Annotated in this window: 15 protein-coding genes, 2 pseudogenes and 1 other annotated feature; of the genes and pseudogenes, 10 read left to right on the forward strand and 7 right to left on the reverse strand. The window is 36.6% G+C overall.

All coding sequences use genetic code 11. From position 1 onward, the window contains the following. Positions 1-295: 295 nt before the first annotated feature. Complete coding sequence (locus tag A3M5_RS0105330) at positions 296-877, reverse strand: SCO family protein (protein WP_231373215.1); 582 nt, start codon at positions 875-877, stop codon at positions 296-298. 477 nt (positions 878-1354) lie between these two features. Between A3M5_RS0105330 and A3M5_RS24410 the strand changes: the two genes are divergently transcribed. From A3M5_RS24410 to A3M5_RS22300, 4 genes are all read left to right on the forward strand, one after another. Then, positions 1355-1507 carry a YHS domain-containing protein gene (locus A3M5_RS24410; protein ID WP_018392731.1) on the forward strand — a complete coding sequence of 51 codons (153 nt, stop codon included), beginning with the start codon at positions 1355-1357 and terminating at the stop codon, positions 1505-1507. A gap of 170 nt (positions 1508-1677) precedes the next feature. Next, positions 1678-2118, forward strand: a complete 441-nt coding sequence (locus A3M5_RS23655) for a hypothetical protein (protein ID WP_018392732.1) — start codon at positions 1678-1680, stop codon at positions 2116-2118. A 434-nt stretch (positions 2119-2552) separates the two neighbouring features. After that, positions 2553-3041, forward strand: a complete 489-nt coding sequence (locus tag A3M5_RS0105345) for a TnsA endonuclease N-terminal domain-containing protein (RefSeq protein WP_018392733.1) — start codon at positions 2553-2555, stop codon at positions 3039-3041. A gap of 189 nt (positions 3042-3230) precedes the next feature. After that, positions 3231-5450, forward strand: a complete 2220-nt coding sequence (locus A3M5_RS22300; RefSeq protein WP_018392734.1) for a heavy metal translocating P-type ATPase — start codon at positions 3231-3233, stop codon at positions 5448-5450. A gap of 367 nt (positions 5451-5817) precedes the next feature. Here A3M5_RS22300 and A3M5_RS22305 read toward each other — a convergent pair. From A3M5_RS22305 to A3M5_RS0105375, 4 genes and pseudogenes are all read right to left on the reverse strand, one after another. Then, positions 5818-6158, reverse strand: a pseudogene (locus A3M5_RS22305) (DDE-type integrase/transposase/recombinase); the annotation flags it as partial. Between the two features lie 175 nt (positions 6159-6333). After that, the gene (locus A3M5_RS0105365; protein ID WP_018392737.1) at positions 6334-7020 is read right to left on the reverse strand and encodes a sulfite exporter TauE/SafE family protein; all 687 of its coding nucleotides are present in this window, start codon (positions 7018-7020) and stop codon (positions 6334-6336) included. Positions 7021-7354: 334 nt separating this feature from the next. After that, positions 7355-8755 (reverse strand): sensor histidine kinase, encoded by a 1401-nt coding sequence (locus A3M5_RS0105370; protein ID WP_018392738.1) that lies wholly within the window; start codon positions 8753-8755, stop codon positions 7355-7357. Positions 8756-8758: 3 nt separating this feature from the next. After that, positions 8759-9433, reverse strand: coding sequence for a response regulator transcription factor (locus tag A3M5_RS0105375; protein WP_026221595.1), 675 nt, complete (start codon positions 9431-9433; stop codon positions 8759-8761). A gap of 430 nt (positions 9434-9863) precedes the next feature. On the opposite strand from A3M5_RS0105375, the pseudogene A3M5_RS24420 reads away from it, so the two are divergent. The 4 genes and pseudogenes from A3M5_RS24420 to A3M5_RS0105395 form a co-directional block, all read left to right on the forward strand. Further along, positions 9864-10104: pseudogene (locus A3M5_RS24420) on the forward strand (NAD(P)-binding protein); the annotation flags it as partial. 375 nt (positions 10105-10479) lie between these two features. Next, a complete protein-coding gene (locus A3M5_RS0105385) occupies positions 10480-11862 on the forward strand; it encodes a PepSY-associated TM helix domain-containing protein (RefSeq protein WP_018392740.1) in 1383 nt (460 codons plus the stop codon). Position 11863: 1 nt separating this feature from the next. Then, on the forward strand, positions 11864-12145 hold the full coding sequence (locus A3M5_RS22310; protein ID WP_082193856.1) for a FixH family protein: 282 nt from the start codon (positions 11864-11866) through the stop codon (positions 12143-12145). Between the two features lie 90 nt (positions 12146-12235). Continuing rightward, entirely contained in the window at positions 12236-12874 is a 639-nt protein-coding gene (locus A3M5_RS0105395) for a DeoR family transcriptional regulator (RefSeq protein WP_018392742.1), read from the forward strand. A gap of 536 nt (positions 12875-13410) precedes the next feature. On the opposite strand, the gene A3M5_RS0105405 is transcribed toward A3M5_RS0105395, so the two are convergent. Then, complete coding sequence (locus A3M5_RS0105405) at positions 13411-14304, reverse strand: TetR/AcrR family transcriptional regulator (protein ID WP_082193857.1); 894 nt, start codon at positions 14302-14304, stop codon at positions 13411-13413. Between the two features lie 142 nt (positions 14305-14446). Between A3M5_RS0105405 and A3M5_RS0105410 the strand changes: the two genes are divergently transcribed. Further along, positions 14447-15940 carry a DHA2 family efflux MFS transporter permease subunit gene (locus tag A3M5_RS0105410; RefSeq protein ID WP_018392745.1) on the forward strand — a complete coding sequence of 498 codons (1494 nt, stop codon included), beginning with the start codon at positions 14447-14449 and terminating at the stop codon, positions 15938-15940. A 172-nt stretch (positions 15941-16112) separates the two neighbouring features. On the opposite strand, the gene A3M5_RS0105415 is transcribed toward A3M5_RS0105410, so the two are convergent. Further along, positions 16113-16658: a helix-turn-helix domain-containing protein gene (locus tag A3M5_RS0105415; RefSeq protein WP_018392746.1), complete on the reverse strand. Its 546-nt coding sequence runs from the start codon at positions 16656-16658 to the stop codon at positions 16113-16115. A gap of 151 nt (positions 16659-16809) precedes the next feature. Between A3M5_RS0105415 and dsdA the strand changes: the two genes are divergently transcribed. Further along, positions 16810-18165, forward strand: a complete 1356-nt coding sequence (dsdA, locus tag A3M5_RS0105420) for a D-serine ammonia-lyase (protein WP_018392747.1) — start codon at positions 16810-16812, stop codon at positions 18163-18165. 112 nt (positions 18166-18277) lie between these two features. Then, positions 18278-18519, forward strand: a binding site (T-box leader). The last annotated feature ends 7 nt before the right edge of the window (positions 18520-18526 follow it).

The following is an 18526-nucleotide window of genomic DNA, read 5'->3' on the forward strand; positions in this document are numbered from 1 at the left end:
CATTCAAAAACAGGAATTTTCTTGGATAATTTCTTATCGTTTTAAATCTATAACAAATTTGATTTCCCCTTAGCGTATGAAAAACACAATCCCATCTTACTTAAAATCTATTATGGATCTGAAATGGCGGTCTACTGCAATGCCACAACAAAATAAAGAGGCTCAGAGGCTCATCTGAATAGCTGTCAATCACAGCTCATTGTGTTCGATTCTATATAAATCCCGTTTAACCTTTCAATATCCTACCTGTATTAAATACATATTTATACTGGACATCCTTGTTTTCCTTTGTTTCTTATAATTTCGTCTGTTTCTTGACGTCTGCTATTATCTCTTTAAAGTCGTCTCCTAGGGTAAAGCTATAATCATTTATAATTTCACCGTTTTGGTTGATTAAATAAAAATTAGTCCCATGTATGACCTGATCAGATGATTCAGGTTTTTGAATAAGGGTTTGAAATTCTTCTCTTGCAAACTTCTCAATTTCCTGCTGAGAATAGCCAGTCAGCATATTCCAATTAGAATCATCGTTGGTAAATTTTTTCATAAATTCACGAAGTTTTTCTGGTGTGTCGACTGAAGGATCGACGCTAATGGATATGAACTCCACTGGGATGTCTTCAGATTTTAATTTTTTCTGCAAAGCAGCCATATTAGCGGTCATTGGCGGGCAGACTGTCTCACAGCTAGTAAAGATAAAATCTGCAATCCATACTTTTCCTTTCAGATCTTCAACTCCAAAAGCTTGTCCATGTTGATTCGTAAAAGTAAAGGATTTCATTTGATAAGGTTCATTACCATTAAAATTACATGCTGAAAGAAATCCTGAAATTAGGACCATGACAAGGATCATAATATTTTTCAATTTGCGCCTCATTTCTATAGTATTCTTGGACAGATAAAGAATTTGCATATGTATAACAAGAATAAACGATGATTGTGAAATATGTGTGAGGAAAGATTATAAATTCTTCAACAATATACCGATATTATTTCTTTAAAACAAGAAAGCAAAAGCAGACAATCTGGAGAAAAAAGTTTAATAATAGGTAAGGTATTATATTTTACAGTAAAACCGGATGGCGATAGTCAAGAAAAAGAATCATATTGAAACACCGTCCTATTAGTATCTCCATTCACAATAAGGTCTTCTTGAATATCTAATTTGATTTTTAACTGTTTTTCGGGTAAACGGGGGATGGAAGTGCCTGTATCGTGCAGTGGACTCCAAAGGAACCACGATTGATTTTATTTTATTCAAACAAGAGACAAACAGGATGTACCGATTTTATGGAAGTGAAAGTGTTTAAAACGGTTATTCAAAGTACATAATGCATATGAAGGAGGTGTACGCATGAACAAATGTGATGTTTGTGGATTTGAAAGCAATGCGAAAAATCACCAATTAACGGCAACATATAATGGGAAGACTTATACATTTTGTTGTCCTATGTGTGAAGCAACGTTTAAAACATTACCAAAACAATTTGAATCAGCACACGAATAAAAAATCGTCCAAGTGCTTGGTTATGACCAGGCAATTGGATGGTTATCTTCTCTGATTATTGTCCTAATAAGAACTTTACTTTTATTTCTATGCCAAACCTGTTATGTCTATTCCTGTGTCGAATATGATAAGAAAGAGTATGAACGAACAAGTGAAAGTGAGGGTAAAAAATGCCGAAAAAATGGATCTATTTTTGTACCACCTCTACTATACTTTTGACTGTAGGGTGCTCTGAAGATACAGCAAATGTCCAAACAAATCCTACTGACCAGCCTATTTCTGTCGCACACTCTCCAAGCATCTCTGTTGAAGATAAAAAGCCGAACCTTCAAGTCAATATGAATCCTCAACCAGCTAAAATTCTAAAAGAAAATGAACTTCGTATCACATGGGACGATTCAATGAAAAAAAACCCAGAAGCGATAATAGTCAATCTTTCCATGCCAGGAATGGATCATGGTGACCTAGTTGTTGAGGCTGAAAAAAAAGGAGATAGGGCCTATGTAGCCAAGGTTGTTCCTGTTATGGTGGGAACCTGGGTCGCTGATATTAAAATCCAGACCGATGGTCATATTACTTCCATTAAACACACATTCGAGGCTGTTCGTTAGACATACTCACCATAACAAGAAGTTAACATTGATCCAACTGTTGATTACTATTCTCCTTAAGTATAAAAATGATTCCGATAGATAGATCTAACCCGATTTACGGCCAACAGAGAAGCCAGTCTCAGAATGTAAAAACGTATTAGAATCAACTTCACAAGCTTCTCCCTTTTTATATCATGGATATTTACGATGTATAAAAGCGGTAAATTCACTCAAAAAGTGAATTATATTTCCCGTAATTTTAAAACCTTCTGGTATAGTAAATCACATGAAAAAAGTCCATCATAACAGCGATGGACTAGACTAATATTCTAAGAAAGAGGTGTTCCATAGAAAAAAGTTCTTTATTTGGTAAAAAAGATGTTTACTGAAGCTGTTGTTATGAGCTAATCATAATAGCAGCTTTTTTCTATTCAAATAATGGAGGTTTCCTTATGTCAAAGCGCACAAATGGTTGGAAAGAAGAAAAAATCGCTCGTTACTACGCTGAAGGACGTGGAAAAGGTGAATTAGCAAGTTACAAACCATGGCTGACGATTCAAAATGTTCCCTCTTCAGGTCGTGTACATCGATTTAAAGGTTGGAAAACAAACCGTATTTATCACTTTCTTTCCGATTTAGAACGAGATTACTGTTATCTTCTTGACTGGTCAGAAGATGTGATTGATATAAGAGAACAATTTCCCCTTGATCAAGAGAAAACAATCCAGATAGCCGAGGATAAGCAGATTAACCACTCCGTAGATCCCACAACTCGAACTCCCATTGTAATGACTACTGATTTTCTTATGACTGTTCGTCGTGATAACGAAATAAAATACCTTGCAAGAACGGTGAAGCCTTCTGGAGAATTGAGTGATAACCGAGTTATTGCTAAGTTTGAAATTGAACATCAATATTGGATTGAATTTGGGGTGGATTGAGGTATTGTGACAGACATTGACTGGAGTTATATAAATCCAAATTAAGTAATCAACATATGAGGCTGACCGAATCTGCTTAATACAGCGTCAGGGGATTGAGCCATTTTTTAAGAAATTGTTCAATTTGTTCTAAAAAAGTCTAACTTTAATAGAATGAATCATAAAGTATGAAAGTGGTGAGAAAATGTCATGAAACAAACAACGCATATAGAAGTTAAAGGAATGCATTGTGCTGCATGTTCTGCAAGAATAGAAAAAGTAGTTTCAAAAATAAAAGGCGTGTCTGACGTTAATGTAAATTTAACAACTGAAAAAGGTCGTGTTACGTTTGATAAAAATCGGACAGGCATTTCCGAAATCATAAATAAAATCAATAAAATCGGATTTGAGGCAAGTGAAGCAGGCCAAAATAACGTTCAATCAGATAAATTAAAACGCAAAGAAATTAGCATTCTCCAATGGAAGTTTGTTCTTTCGGCATTGCTTACTCTCCCCTTAGCATGGGCGATGCTTGCTCATTTTAAGTGGACTTCTTTTATTAATGTACCAGAGTTATTTATTAATCCATTGTTCCAATTGGCTATTACATTCCCAATTCAGTTCATTATCGGGTTTCAATTTTACGATAGAGCTTGGAAAGCACTGAAAAATAGAAGTGCAAACATGGATGTTTTAGTGGTGTTGAGCACATCTGCTGCCTTTTTTTATAGTCATTATCTTACTATGGTTTCCCTAAAAATAAACACTCTAAATGACTCTCATTCAATGGGTTTGTTCTATGAAACAAGTGCGTTTATTATTACGTTTATCTTGTTAGGAAAGTTGCTAGAAGCGAGAACAAAATTAAGAACAACAGAGGCTATCAAGAAACTGTATCAATTACAAACCAAAACAGCGACCTTGTATTTGAACGGTAAGGAGACGAAATCATCGGTTGATAAAATTTTACCTGGAGAGATCATTGTTGTTAAACCAGGCGAAAAGGTTCCAGTTGATGGACAAGTTATCAATGGAAACTCCATGATTGATGAATCTTTATTAACTGGAGAAAGCATACCAGTTGAAAAGGATCTAGGAAGTTCTGTATATGCTGGGACAATGAATCAGAATGGACTATTGAAAATTAAAGTAACAAAAAAAGACTCTGAAACTACCTTGTCACAAATTATTCGTATCGTAGAGGAAGCACAAGCATCTAAAGCACCGATCCAACATATAGCAGATAAAATTACTGAAGTATTCGTACCCATTGTGATTACAATTGCTGTGGTTACATTTGTAGCCTGGTATACCGTTTTTCAACCGGGTTATTTTAACGGAGCTTTGGAAAAAGTGATTGCAGTTTTAATTATCGCCTGTCCATGCGCCCTTGGATTAGCAACCCCTACTTCTGTTATGGTAGGAAGTGGTCGCGCCGCACAACTAGGAATTCTTTTTAAAGAAGGGAAATTTCTTGAACTGCTAGGTAAAAATAACACCGTAATCTTTGATAAAACGGGAACGATTACAAAAGGAAAGCCTCAGGTTACCGACATTTACGTTGAACATTTTAGTGAAAATGCATTTTTAGAAATCGTAGGTGCAGCTGAAAGTGCTTCGGAGCATCCTGTAGCTCAAGCAATAGTAAAAAAGGCGAAAAAAAAGATAAGTATTCTTCCAAATGCAACTCAAGTTCTATCTATTCCGGGATATGGTATTAAAGCGTCAGTAAACGGGAAAAAGGTTGTGATTGCCAACCCAAGGCATTACATAAAAAATAATGTTTCCCTTCCCCTTAAAGCAACTAATCTGCTTAAAGAGCTTGAGCAGGAAGGAAAAACGGTGATGGTAGCATCTATAGACTCTCGTTTTGCTGGGATTATAGCAGTTGCCGACGAAATAAATTCATTTTCAAAAATTGCAGTTTCTCGTTTGAAACGGATGGGAATAGAAGTAGTCATGTTGACAGGAGATAATAGATATACTGCCATGTCTGTAGCGAAAAAGATTGGCATAGAAAAATATCATGCAGAGGTTACGCCGCAAGACAAGGCAGAAATTGTACAACAATTTCAGCAAAAAGGAAATAAAGTGGTGATGGTAGGTGATGGTATTAATGATGCACCAGCATTGACAGTCGCCGATATAGGAATTGCGATAGGGACCGGTTCCGACATAGCTATTGAATCAGGAGATGTGACGGTTATGAAGGGTGATATAAATCGGGTTGCTGATGCGATCATAATTAGTAAAAAAACAATGACGAATATTAAACAAAATTTCCTTTGGGCATTTTTATATAATATTATTATGATTCCATTTGCCATGCTTGGTTTTTTGGCTCCTTGGTTGGCAGGCGCAGCAATGGCTTTCAGCTCAGTGTCTGTCGTGTTAAACTCACTTAAATTAAAGAGAGTTAAAATCTATTAGCTCCATTAGGGATACCACCAACATTTTTACATATTACCCACGATAATACATTTTATGGAAGACGAAAGTACAAATTGCTAACGCTAAAGAAATATTCATAAAAAATCCGGTCTTCAAATGAAAACTGGATTTTCAAATAATTTTAATGATGATGACCATGATCATGACTTTGCTCTTGATTTTGAGATTCTTCGTTAATGGAATTTAGTTCCTCTTCCGAAACATTTCCTACAACGAATTGTTTCTTTGGCATGACATTTAGACCTCGTGTCGTGACATGGGTATGAACGTAGTATATTCCATCGGTTCCGGTGCGAAAATAACTCACTAGGAACATTGAAATGGCCATATCTTGTTAACTTGGAGATTAAGCAGCTAATCCAAAAAACTTATGAATGAATTCAACTTCATTTTGGACAGATTTCCCCTGTTGTTGGTGAACCTGCCCTTTTTTCATCATATGCATAGCTTCTAAGCCACTTACAATACAAATGGCTGTTTGAAAAGACTTGAATCCCAACATAGTACGAACACGCCTTTTGACGAATCGATAGTCTTGTTCTACGATATTGTTTAGATATCGTATTTGCCTAACCTGAATGCCTTCAGGCACTTTTTCTCCTGTTTCAGTTGTTGAATGGCGACTGGATAGGCAGGGTTCTTATCAACTGCTATGACACAAGGCTTAGAAACATGAAAAGACCGCACCCGAGGAACCGATAAAGCTTTCAGGCACTTTTTCTAGCCTGGTGCTTAAAAGAAGGCCTGTCCAGCTATTAAATACAGATCATTCCTGTCATGGTTGGTACGTACGTGGATGGCAAAGAAAAAGATGGTTCTGCAACAACTACATTGTATATCTAGCCGTTTGTTAATGAATGTTTTACCACAACCAAGGATTAATACTTGGAATCCATCCATTAATCACCATCCCTCTTAATATCGATACGATTCCGATGAAGACAGCTAATGCATTGGCAAACAAAAGAACTTTACTACGAAGTGTTTTACTTAATGCTACAGAAAACAAACCGACGACAAGCAAAGCTGGCAATGTACCTATCCCAAAAAATAATAAAGTAATTACTCCACTCCAAGTACTACCTGTGGCAGCTGCTTTCATATGCATGGCATACGTTAATCCACAAGGTAAAAATCCTAATAACAGACCACTGAAAAAGATGGGAAACACACCGACTTTCTCCTTGTTTTTTGCTAAAATGTTCTGAACAATAGGAAGTTGAATGGGAGTCCATTTTGTTATTGGCAAAGAATACTTCTTAAATACCCATAACAAAATAAATAAACCACCCAGGATGTTAGCCATCCCCTGCAAACCTACGATCCTTCCTGCGGCATCCACAAAAGAACCGATAAACCCCATAAATCCCCCAACAACCATATAGGTAATGATACGTCCAACATTGTACGCCATAACTGTTTGCAGAAGAGGAGCTTTTGATTGCAATGTCCACGTAGACATAATTCCGCCGCACATTCCGACACAATGAGGAGCACTTAACAGTCCTGTCAGTGAAATGAGCAAATATTCATAGAGGCTTTCGTACATCCCACTTGTCTCCTTTATTTTTGTCTTGCACTAGGGTTTCCATATTGAACCATGAATAATCATCCGTAATATAATTTTTCACATTCTGTTTATGATAAAAGACATTGGACAGGGAGTATTGACGCTCCCTGTCCAATGTCTTTAAAACAGGAAAGAAACAAACAGACAATCTGGAGAAAAAATTTAAATAGTAGGTAAGGTATTATATTTTACAGTAAAACCGGATGGCGATAGTCAAGAAAGAGAATCATATTGAAACACCGTCCTAATATTAGAACGGTGTTTGTGTATATTACAAAAAAATAAACAACTTGTCTAAGTCAAATCTAACGGCTTATAAAAGAAGCGGCAATTTGATCGTAACGGTTGTCCCGTTTACTGAATCGCTGCTGAGTGAAAATGATCCACCATGCAGTCTTATAATTTCTTTTACAATCGATATGCCTAGACCTGTACCGCCTGTAGATCTGCTTCTTGCTTTATCTGTACGGAAAAATCGTTCCCCGATATGGTCAAGATCCATTTCAGATATATCATTTCCTTTATTATTTACTTGAAACAATAGCTTTTTGTTTTCTGCAATTAGGTTCAGCTTAATCATGCTTTGTTCAGATGAATATTTTATAGCATTATCTAAAAGGTTGTAGAAAACCTGCTGCATTCGTTTAGTGTCTCCGTTGATAATAAGGTCTTCTTGAATATCTAATTCGATTTTTAACTGTTTTTCAGTTATACGGATATCAAAAAGAGCAAGAGTATCTAAAAATAGTTGGGCAATTGCCATAGGTTCTTCATTCAGAATGTACATATGTTCTTGAAGATGGTCCAGTTCAATTACATCATGAATAAGCTTCTTCAAACGATTTGTTTCATTTTCAATGGTGTTCAAATAATGTTGAGCTTCTTCAGGAGAAGTATAGATTTGTTGTTTTAACGCTTGAGTATAGCCACCGATATAAGTTAAAGGGGTCCTCAGTTCATGAACCACATTTGATAAAAACTCTTTTTTTCGAGCTTCTTGCTCCTCTAACGACTGGCTCATTGAATTGAAAGCAAGAGCTAACTCACCAATCTCATCATCATTCGTATTCAGTAAACGATTTGAATAGTTGCCTTTTGAAACCTCTTTTGAAAATTCTTGAATCTCATTAAGCGGCTGAAACAGGGATCTTCGAATCTGATTAACCATAAGAAAAAGAAGAATGAAAAATATAGAACCAGCAAGAACTAAAATAGGGAGACTTCCTTTAAATACTTCCTGAAGATCAGCTAAAGGGACGTATACGTAAATGAAACCTATAAGTCCGGTTTCGCCCATTATGGGGAATACCGCACCTACAATTTCCCTGTTAAACTCCTTTACATAACCGTCCTTGATGATATAGTCCCCATTTTCTAAATGTTTACGATCCTGATCATTAATCAGAGCTTCATAGTTAACTTCATAAGGAAAATATGTCGTTAGTTCATCAATATTATCTACCACGATCACTTCATATTCAGATACAATATTGTACCATTGGATTTTTTCGATGATTTCATCGCTAAGAGAACCATAGTGATAATGAGAAGCCGTCCTTTCTCCTTGATAAATAACAGATTCTTTAATGCTGTTAATGTACAGCTCCTTATATAGAAAATGAAGAAAGAAAAATGAAAACAGAATACTAAATAGAATACTTGCAACGATAAGAAATAAAACTTTTTGACTCAAATTTAACTTTTTGATTTTCAACGACTACACCTCAAATTTATAGCCGACACCCCAGACTGTTTGAATGAGATAGGAATGTTCTTTTAATTTTAATCGTAATGTTTTAATGTGAGTATCGACTGTACGCCCTGTGCCACTGTAGATATTTCCCCATACAGATTCCAAGAGCTGTTCTCTTGTAAAAACGGTCCCATTGTTCTTAGCGAGCATGGAAAGCATTTCAAATTCTTTTAATGTTAATGACAGAGCCTGATTATTTATTAATGCTTTGTAAGCAAGTGCATCAAGAACCAGTGGTCCAATGGTTACTCTATCGTGTGATGTTGGAAGTTGTCTTGTCCTTCTTAAGACAGATTCAATTCTTGCCAGTAGCTCACCTGGGTGAAATGGTTTCACAATGTAATCGTCTCCACCAAGTTTAAGTCCTTGCACTTTATCCCATTCCTCTCCTCTTGCGGATAAAAATATGAGAGGGATATTGTGATTCTTTTTCAATTCACTAGCAAATGAAAATCCATCCATATAGGGCATCATAACGTCCACTAATAGAAGATCCGGTTCTTTATTTTTTATCAACGTAAGAGCATCCATTCCATTTGAGGCTTCAATAACAGAATATCCTTCTTGGTGTAGAAATGTTTTTACTAATGCTCTCATTGTTTCTTCATCGTCTATAATCATCACAGTTATTCCACTCACGTTTTAAACCTCGCTTTTCAATTTCATATAACAGAAGTATTATACCTATCTTATTAAAATAAATGTGAAGTTTTTATGAGTTCCTATAGAAATTCTATTTAAAATCATGACTAAAAAATAAATCATCTAGGAATTCACACATATTTCATATTTTGTTTCTATAATGAAAACCTGTAAGGGGAAATATATAAATTCTGTTTAACCTTTTAACAACTTAAAAAGGGGTGGTTACTTGTTTTTGAAAATTTTGTTTAAAAGTCAGCTTATACGGAATACACGTATTTGCCTAGCTTTACGAAGTGAATCTAGATAAGAGCGAGATACTTAAACAATGAAAAGAATTAATTACATCATGTTTGTCATCGAATTATCTGAGATGGGAAAGTCAAAATAATTTAAGACGTTGAGCATCTTATAAGAAGTGAATGGAATGTCTCAAAATGATCAAACTTTGGATCTGACGATTATTGGTGGAGGTCCAATAGGTTTATTTACCGCTTTTTATGCGGGAATGCGGCAATTATCAGTGAAAGTTATTGAAAGTCTACCACAATTGGGAGGGGGGACAGCTATCCGCGCTTTATCCTGAGAAATACATTTACGACATCGAGGGTTTCCCAAAAGTGCGAGCGCAAGAGCTTATTGATAATTTATATGATAGCTTAAGAAAGCCCTAATTCAATGGAGGAAATCGATCATAAAAATATAAAAAAAACGGAATCATAAACTATATTTCATCTATTTATGTTATCAAATGTTATAAATGAACAATCAGAACCGCTTTTTACAATCTATCAAGAGCAGTTCAATTTATGATAGTATACAACGGAAGCATAAGTATAGTATCTAAAAGGACAGGAATAGCAATGGATTCAAGGAGATATTAACATGTATTAAAAGACGATTGTAAACTTAGTTAAAAAAGAATGGAGCAGTCACATTTTTCTAAACGAACAATTAAAACATTTTTTAACATAGATAGAACAAGTATCAAATTTGAGATTTTCCGATGTTTCCGTATTAAAAAATAAAAAGGAGCAAATCAAATGGAAGCAATAAAAATAGAGCAACCAAGTCAACAACAAGAAAAATCAACAAAAAAACGAACAAGGGCCTCTCTTTATCAAACGGTATGGAGATGGCACTTTTATGCGGGTCTTATTTTTTCTCCATTTCTTATCATTCTAGCTTTTAGTGGCGGTGTCTATTTATTTAAACCACAAATTGAATCTGTGCTTTATAAAGATTTGTATTATGTTCAAGAAGAAAGTGCATCTACTGTAGCACCTTCTGCACAAATAGAAAAAATAAAGGAAAACTATCCTGAAGCGACCATTACTTCATTTAAAACGTACGATGATTCATCTCGAACAAATGAAATTGGCTTAATGGAGAACGAACAAGCTTTTTCTGTTTTTATCGATCCTTATAACGGGGAAATAACGGGTTCATTAAACAATGACGAAAAGTTAACGACGATATTCAAAAAGCTGCATAGTGAATTAATTGTTGGCGGTACATTTGCCAATCGGTTGGTGGAACTTGCTGCATGCTGGGCAGTGATATTGCTTATAACGGGATTATATATATGGTGGCCAAGAAATAAAGCATCCATATGGGGGACCATCTTACCGAGGTTTACAAAAAACCGTAGAATCTTTTGGCGGGATATGCATGCCGTGCCAGCCTTCTGGTTATCTGCAGGTATTTTGATTTTAATTGCCACTGGACTTCCGTGGTCAGGCGTCATGGGACCACAAATTCAAAAATTAGCAGTCGCACCACAATTTGCCTATGACTGGGGAGAAAAACCGGAATCTATTACGTATACGAAAGATGTTGCAGAAGATATACCATGGGCAAATGAGAAATTACCCGTTCCTTCTTCATCAGTAGGTGAATATGTTCCTTTAACGCTGGAAGAAGTCACTCACATAGCGAGTAATGAAAACATTAAAAAGCCGTATACGATATCGCTGCCAGAAGGTGAAAAAGGAGTCTACACGATTTCACATTCAGAAACACCTCAAAACTTAGCCACTATACATGCGGATCAATACAGCGGGGCTATTTTGAGTGATGTTCGCTTTAATGATTTTGGATTTGGGGCAAAAATGGTGGAAGGTGGAATCGCTCTTCATGAGGGCCGGTTGTTCGGTTTAGCCAATCAACTTATCGGTCTTATCGTTTGTTTAGGTCTCATTGGTGTAGTAATTAGTTCGTTCATGATGTGGCGTAAACGAAAACCTGAAGGGAAATTAGGATCACCCGCCAAATCAAAAGATAAGAAGATTACGAGAACAGTATTCTTTATTATGTTAGCGATGGGCATCATTATGCCACTGGTAGGAATTTCTATTATTATTGTCTTTTTATTAGATCGTTTTGTCCTACCAAAAATAAAACCATTAAAAGCGTGGACGAGTTAAGATAAAGGTTCGATTAACGCAAGATCAAGAAAACGTAGAAGATGCAGAAGATGTGCAATTTGAAATATGGAAAGCAAACAGTCAAGAAGAAAGTGAACTAATTGAAGCGAAGTATGAAAAAGAGGGAATCTATAGTGTCAAAAAAACCTTTCAAGAAGATAGAATCTATTATGTTCAAACTCATGTGACAGCCCGCGGCATGCATGTCATGCCGAAGAAACAATTCGTTGTAGGAAATGTTTCGGAAGAGGCTGAAGAGGATCAAAGTCATGGTTCTCATTAAAAGAGTAGAGGGACCGGCTCCGTTTTCGGACGGTCCTTTTTTTCATTTTGATCATTGGTTCTTTTTTAAATAAAAAGATGGAGGGGTTAGATGCTGCCGAGAGAACGACAACAACAGATTTTGTTATGGGTGGAAGAAGAGGGTGCTTTACGGGTTTCAGAAATTAGTAAGCGGTTAGCTGTGTCTACAGCAACCATTTACAGTGACATCAAGCCATTAGTGAAGCAGCAGTTGATTTTAAAGTCATTGAATGGAATTTTTTACATGCCTAAGAAAACCCATGCGTCCTCTTATGTTTGTTCGTATTGTAATAAACAATCAAATACGAGATTATCTGTTCAACTTATCAAATTAAATCAACGAATTGAGCATACATGCTGCGCGCATTGTGGTTTACTTCGGTATCAACAAATAAAAAAAGAAGTTTCTCAAATTATTTGTTATGATTTTTTAAAGGATACAATGATCAGCGCCAGGATTGCCACTTATGTAATAAATTCAGATATTCATCTTAATACTTGTCAGCCACAGGTGATTATTTTTGACTCTATGAAAAAAGCGAAGCAATTTCAATCGGGATTTGGCGGAAGTATTCATAATTTTGAAGAAGCGATTCAAGTGATGCTAGAAGCAAAGAATGGTGATCGTTGTTGCCAGCCTCAAATAAAGAGAAGAGAAAAGAATGAACGCTATAAATACAAAGAAATTAAGTTATTAAGAAATTGTTAAAGAAGATAAATAAGTTTGAGAAAACATCATTTCTAATGGCACTTATACTGGTATTTTTCACCATAAGGTCCTGTGCACGTGACAGGAAACACGATATCCGATATTTCATATCGCGGTCTGTTTCATTATTGATCAGCCGATCTTCTTCAATACCCATATACATATTGGCTATACGGGTATGTTGATAAATCAGGCCCACGAATTGATAAGTAAATGAGTAACGGAGAGGGAGGTTTAATTTTGCATAACCCGGTGTACCGGTCCGCTTACCCATACCTCTTTCACCGATGGTAGATGATAGGGTTGGTAACCTTCGCATTGGCTTTTCGCAAATATTCTTATATACAATTTAGAACATACATTTGTTTTGATCAAATATCAACAGAGTTATTTAACAGAGCCTAAAAAATAAATAATTAAAGCCAAATGAATACATTAAGAGCATGTTTTGATCAATCTTTCTTCAAAACATGCTCTTATTATTTGTATTAATTTAATCAAGCTTTATTTTAAAGCGACAAAAATCACGATAACTCCTAATTATTTTGCTGCCAAAAGATATATCTCTCCAATTGTTTTACAATATTTTCTAGTTCATGTTCTTTTCCTATAAAGCCCAGTAAAGCATGAATAAGAACAGATTTAGGGTATTCGTTTGCTAGTTCTTCCTGAAGCAAAGCGATCGCATCGCTCAGCTCTGCTTTTCGGAAATTTGTTATAGAAAGCTCTTTGACTGTCGATAATAAGTTTTCAAGTAGATTTGTCCGATACTCTGCGATCGTGATCGATTCGTCTGCCATCTCACATTGCATATAATTGTTCATGATCGCATTTTGCAGAATCGGCTGTGTTTTCTTCTGTACGATACATGCGGCCATTTCTTCTATACGATCAACAATATAAAAGGCAATCTCTCTGACATTCAGCGGTTTGTTTTCAAATATCAACAGGAAAATAAATTCCCTCACGATCCCATTATACATGATAACCAAATCCCAAATATTCGGATCGACTTCTTCTCCAAGTAACCGAATCAAACCTTCCTTGCTAGATTTTAGGAGGTTTGCTCTTAAGCGAAGGAAAGACGGGGCAAAATGTCCTTTCGAGACGTTTAGTTCTTTAATATCATGCATAATGAATTTATTGTTCAGGAAAAATTCGAAATGACATTCGGTCTCGAGAACAAATGCCTCCCGCAAGGATAGTGTTGCATCTGCTCGAATGCTTTCAATTTCAGTGTAAAAGGCCTTTTGCTGCGAATCGTGAAAAGCGATAAACAAATCTTCCTTCGATTGAAAAAATTTATATAATGACCCTTTAGCAATTCCACAATCATCTGCTATTTCTTGTATTGAAGTAGCCGCATAGCCATTCTTTGAAAAATGCCGTGTTGCGGATTCCATAATATTTTGTCTGATAATACTCAACATTTTTCATCCTTTCAAAAACAGATTGACATTGAACCGAAATAAAGTAGAATAAAACTTAACGTTTGACTATATGGTTTTTTAAAAAAACTATAAGTCAATATTAATGCGTTCATAACTTTTCGTCAAGGAGAGGAACCAACTTATGTCAACACAAAACACTACTACGGCAGCACCCCAGCCTGAATTTTCAGTGAAGGCACTCATTATGCCTCTTATGGCTGTAATCATCGGGATGATTATGGTTATTCTAGACAGCACAGTCGTTAATGTTGCTATTCCCAGTCTACAGGCGTACTTCAACACTTCGCTTAAAACGATCCAATGGACAATTACAGGTTATACCCTATCTTTGGCGGCTGTGATTCCCTTGGCTGGTTGGTTAACTGATAAGTTCGGGGCCAAGCAGGTTTTTCTGTCCACAATTGCTCTATTCACGCTCGGCTCGGTTCTTTGTGCCATCGCTCAGACTTCAGAACAGCTCGTTCTTTTCCGAGTTATTCAAGGGCTTGGCGGCGGAATGGTCTCTCCAATCGGAATGGCCATGATCTTTAAGCTCTCACCGCCTGATAAGAGAGGCTCTGTAATGGCTATGCTTGGTGTTCCCATGCTTCTCGCACCCGCTGCCGGACCGATTCTGTCAGGATGGCTCATTGGTCTCGCATCATGGCACTGGATATTCCTTATTAACCTGCCTATCGGTATTGCTGCATTGTTAGTGGGTGTGAAATACTTGCCAATCATTGAGCGGCACAAAACTCCTGCTCTTGACATCTGGGGAATGATATTAGCACCAATCGCATTCTCCATGCTGGCATTTGGTATGAGTGAAGGCGGTTCGGATTGGACTTCTACCCGAACATTAACTGGATTAATCGTTGGGGGTGTCGCGCTTATCCTGTTTATTATCGTGGAGCTTCGTCAGAAACAGCCGCTTCTTGAACTTCGCGTATTCGGCTCATCCGATTTCACAAGAGGTGTCATCTTAACCTGGATTTCTCAAATTGCGCTCATTGGTTCCATTCTGATGGTTCCCTTATTTTTACAAAATCTTCTAGGTTATACGCCATTGGAAAGCGGATTAACCACGTTACCGATGGCACTTGCTTCTGTCGTGTTCATGCCAATCGGGGGCAAGCTATTTGATAAAGTGGGGGCCCGTCCGCTTGCCTTTGTCGGATTAATTATTATAACGGCCGCTTTATTCCTGTTATCCCAAGTCGACCTCGATAGCTCAAGGACTACGATGATGCTGCCGCTAGCTATGATGGGAGCCGGTATGGGTTTATCGATGATGGCGCTCAATACACACGTATTGAATTCCGCTCCACGCAGACTCGTTAGCCGGGTAACACCGCTTACCACAGCTACCCAGCAGGTCGTGATGTCGTTCGCCATCGCCGGATTAACAGGTTTTTTAACTTCTAGAACAACCCACTATATGGCAGAAGCAGGAGCCAACGCCAACTTGGCCCAAAGCTCCGCATCCGCATTTGGTGATATCTTCTTTCTTACCGCCTGTGTCGCCGCCTGCGGTGTACTCATGAGCCTCACCCTGCGTAAACCACGTTTGAAGGATGATCACGAAGGGGATGGAGCAGAAGAAAAGCCGGATGCAACGATGATGATGGGGCATTAAACCTTATACTTACCAATAAAGAAAGGATTGAGCAGATTAAACTGTTCAATCCTTTCTTTATTGGTAAGTTACGTTGGAATATGGGCTGATACTGCATCAAGCAGAGGACCCCGAATGGAAAGAGACGGGTTTATCACTGAAAAAGAATATGTGAAAGCAGAATTTATCTTGATTAAAACGCAGGTGGGGTAACTGAAAATAATACAACTGCATTTTGACTAAAATTATTTTCCCATTTATGTTTCAAATTTGCTGGTATTTTCACACTATCACCAGCTTCTAATAGATATTCTACTTCACCTAAATACACCTTAATTTTTCCTTCTAAAATAAATGCTACTTCCTCTCCTCTATGTTCTAGAAGTTTCTCTGACGAAGAAGTATTCGAGGGAACATTCATAATCGCTGTTGCTAAATTACCCGTAAAATCAGGTGATAATAACTCATAAGACAAATTATCAATGATCATTTTCTTACGTTTACTGGACCTTACTATTAAATCCTCCGTATTTGTTTCTTCAAGTAAAAAACTAAAAGTTGGAACATTTAGGGTTTTAGCTAAGACCTTTAGGGTTTGAATAGAAGGATTCGCCAAACCTCGTTCAATTTGGCTTAACATTGAAGGTGTAATTTCAGCTAATTTTGCTAACTCTCTATTACTCAATCCTCTAGCTTTTCTGTATTTTTCAACTTTCTTACCAATATCTATATTTTCCATAATCGATCCTCCTTAATGAAATGTTAAATTTAATTTAAATAAAGTAAATACAAATTAACATAAAGAAAATTGTGTGTTAAACTGTATTAAAATTTATTAAATTATAATTTATAAAGCAACTTACTACAAGAAAATTAGGAGGATTAGACAAATGAAGGAGATTGAAAGCAACGATATACAAACATGGAAAGACCAATATCCTTTACTAAACAAGCTTATTTCGATGGAGGAAGTATTTTGGATTAATCCTAATATTAGAAAATTCCAAGCGGGAATTAAAAAATCCCCCCTTACTCAAGAGGATGTAAAGGATGCAGAGGAAAGGTTGATACGTTTTGCTCCATATATCGCCAAGGTTTTCCCTGAAACAAAAGGAACGAATGGTATCATAGAATCTCCTCTAGTGAGAGTTCCTTTCATGAAACAATCCTTAGAACAGGATTATCAACAACCTATATTAGGAGAATTATTGCTAAAGTGTGATAGTCACCTTCCTATATCAGGATCTATTAAAGCAAGAGGAGGGATTTATGAAATTCTCAAACATGCAGAAGAATTAGCTTTTCAACATCAGTTGTTAACGATTCAAGATGATTATTCGATTTTAAATAGCGATAGGTTTCGAACCTTCTTCTCACAATATTCAATTGCAGTAGGCTCGACTGGAAATTTAGGACTTAGTATAGGCATCATGAGTGCAAAATTAGGTTTTAATGTGTCTGTTCATATGTCAGCTGATGCAAAACAATGGAAAAAAGACTTGCTTAGAAACAAAAATGTCAAAGTTATTGAATATGAAGCTGATTATAGTAAGGCAGTAGAGGAAGGTCGAATCCAAGCAGATGAGGACCCTACATGTTATTTTGTAGATGATGAAAATTCCCACGATCTATTTTTAGGATACGCAGTGGCCGCGTCTCGGTTGAAAAAACAATTAGAAGAGTTAGAGATAACAATAGATGAAAATCATCCTTTGTTTGTTTACCTTCCATGTGGAGTAGGTGGTGGTCCTGGAGGCGTAGCTTTTGGGTTGAAATTATTGTATCAAGACCATGTTCACTGTTTCTTTGCAGAACCTACCCACTCTCCATGTATGTTACTTGGTTTAATGACTGGACTTCATGATAAAGTTACTGTACAAGATGTTGGTATTGATAATGTAACAGACGCGGATGGACTTGCTGTAGGAAAGCCATCTGGATTTGTGGGTAAAACTATAGAACCTTTTTTAAGTGGTAATTATACGGTTAGTGATGAACAATTGTATAAGTTGCTAAAGGCACTAGTCGATACAGAGGGGATTCATTTAGAACCTTCTGCACTAGCAGGCATGATAGGACCAATGAAATTATGTAAAGAGGGAACCGATTATTTACTAAAGCATAATTTAACGGAAAAAATGAGCAAGGGTACACATATTATTTGGGGGACTGGTGGAAGCATGGTTCCTAAAGAAGTGATGACGCAATATTATCAAAAAGGATTGAAATTAACTAAGGAGGGGTAAAGGAAAGGTTAGTTGAAGATGAAAAAGATTTATACTCAAGTTATTTATATTTTTGAAAAGTTTGATTGACAACTCAAATTAATGAATGTAGAATTACATACAATTAAATAAACTATTAGCAATGATTGGAAATATTAAAAGGAAACAGTAAGCTTATCAGAGAGCCGATGGTTGGTGAGAATCGGTAGTTATTGCCCTTTGAACTCGTCCAAGAGCTACTCCCTGAACTATAAAAGTAAGGGTTGTCGGTTTTCTACCGTTATGAAGATAGGTGGTGATAGCCACCGAAAATGAGTGGATTAATTATTGATTAATCAATTAGAGTGGTACCGCGAGCAATGCCTCGTCTCTATATTTTTAT

This window comes from Bacillus sp. 37MA, from assembly GCF_000372765.1.
Taxonomy (GTDB): domain Bacteria; phylum Bacillota; class Bacilli; order Bacillales; family Domibacillaceae; genus Domibacillus; species Domibacillus aminovorans.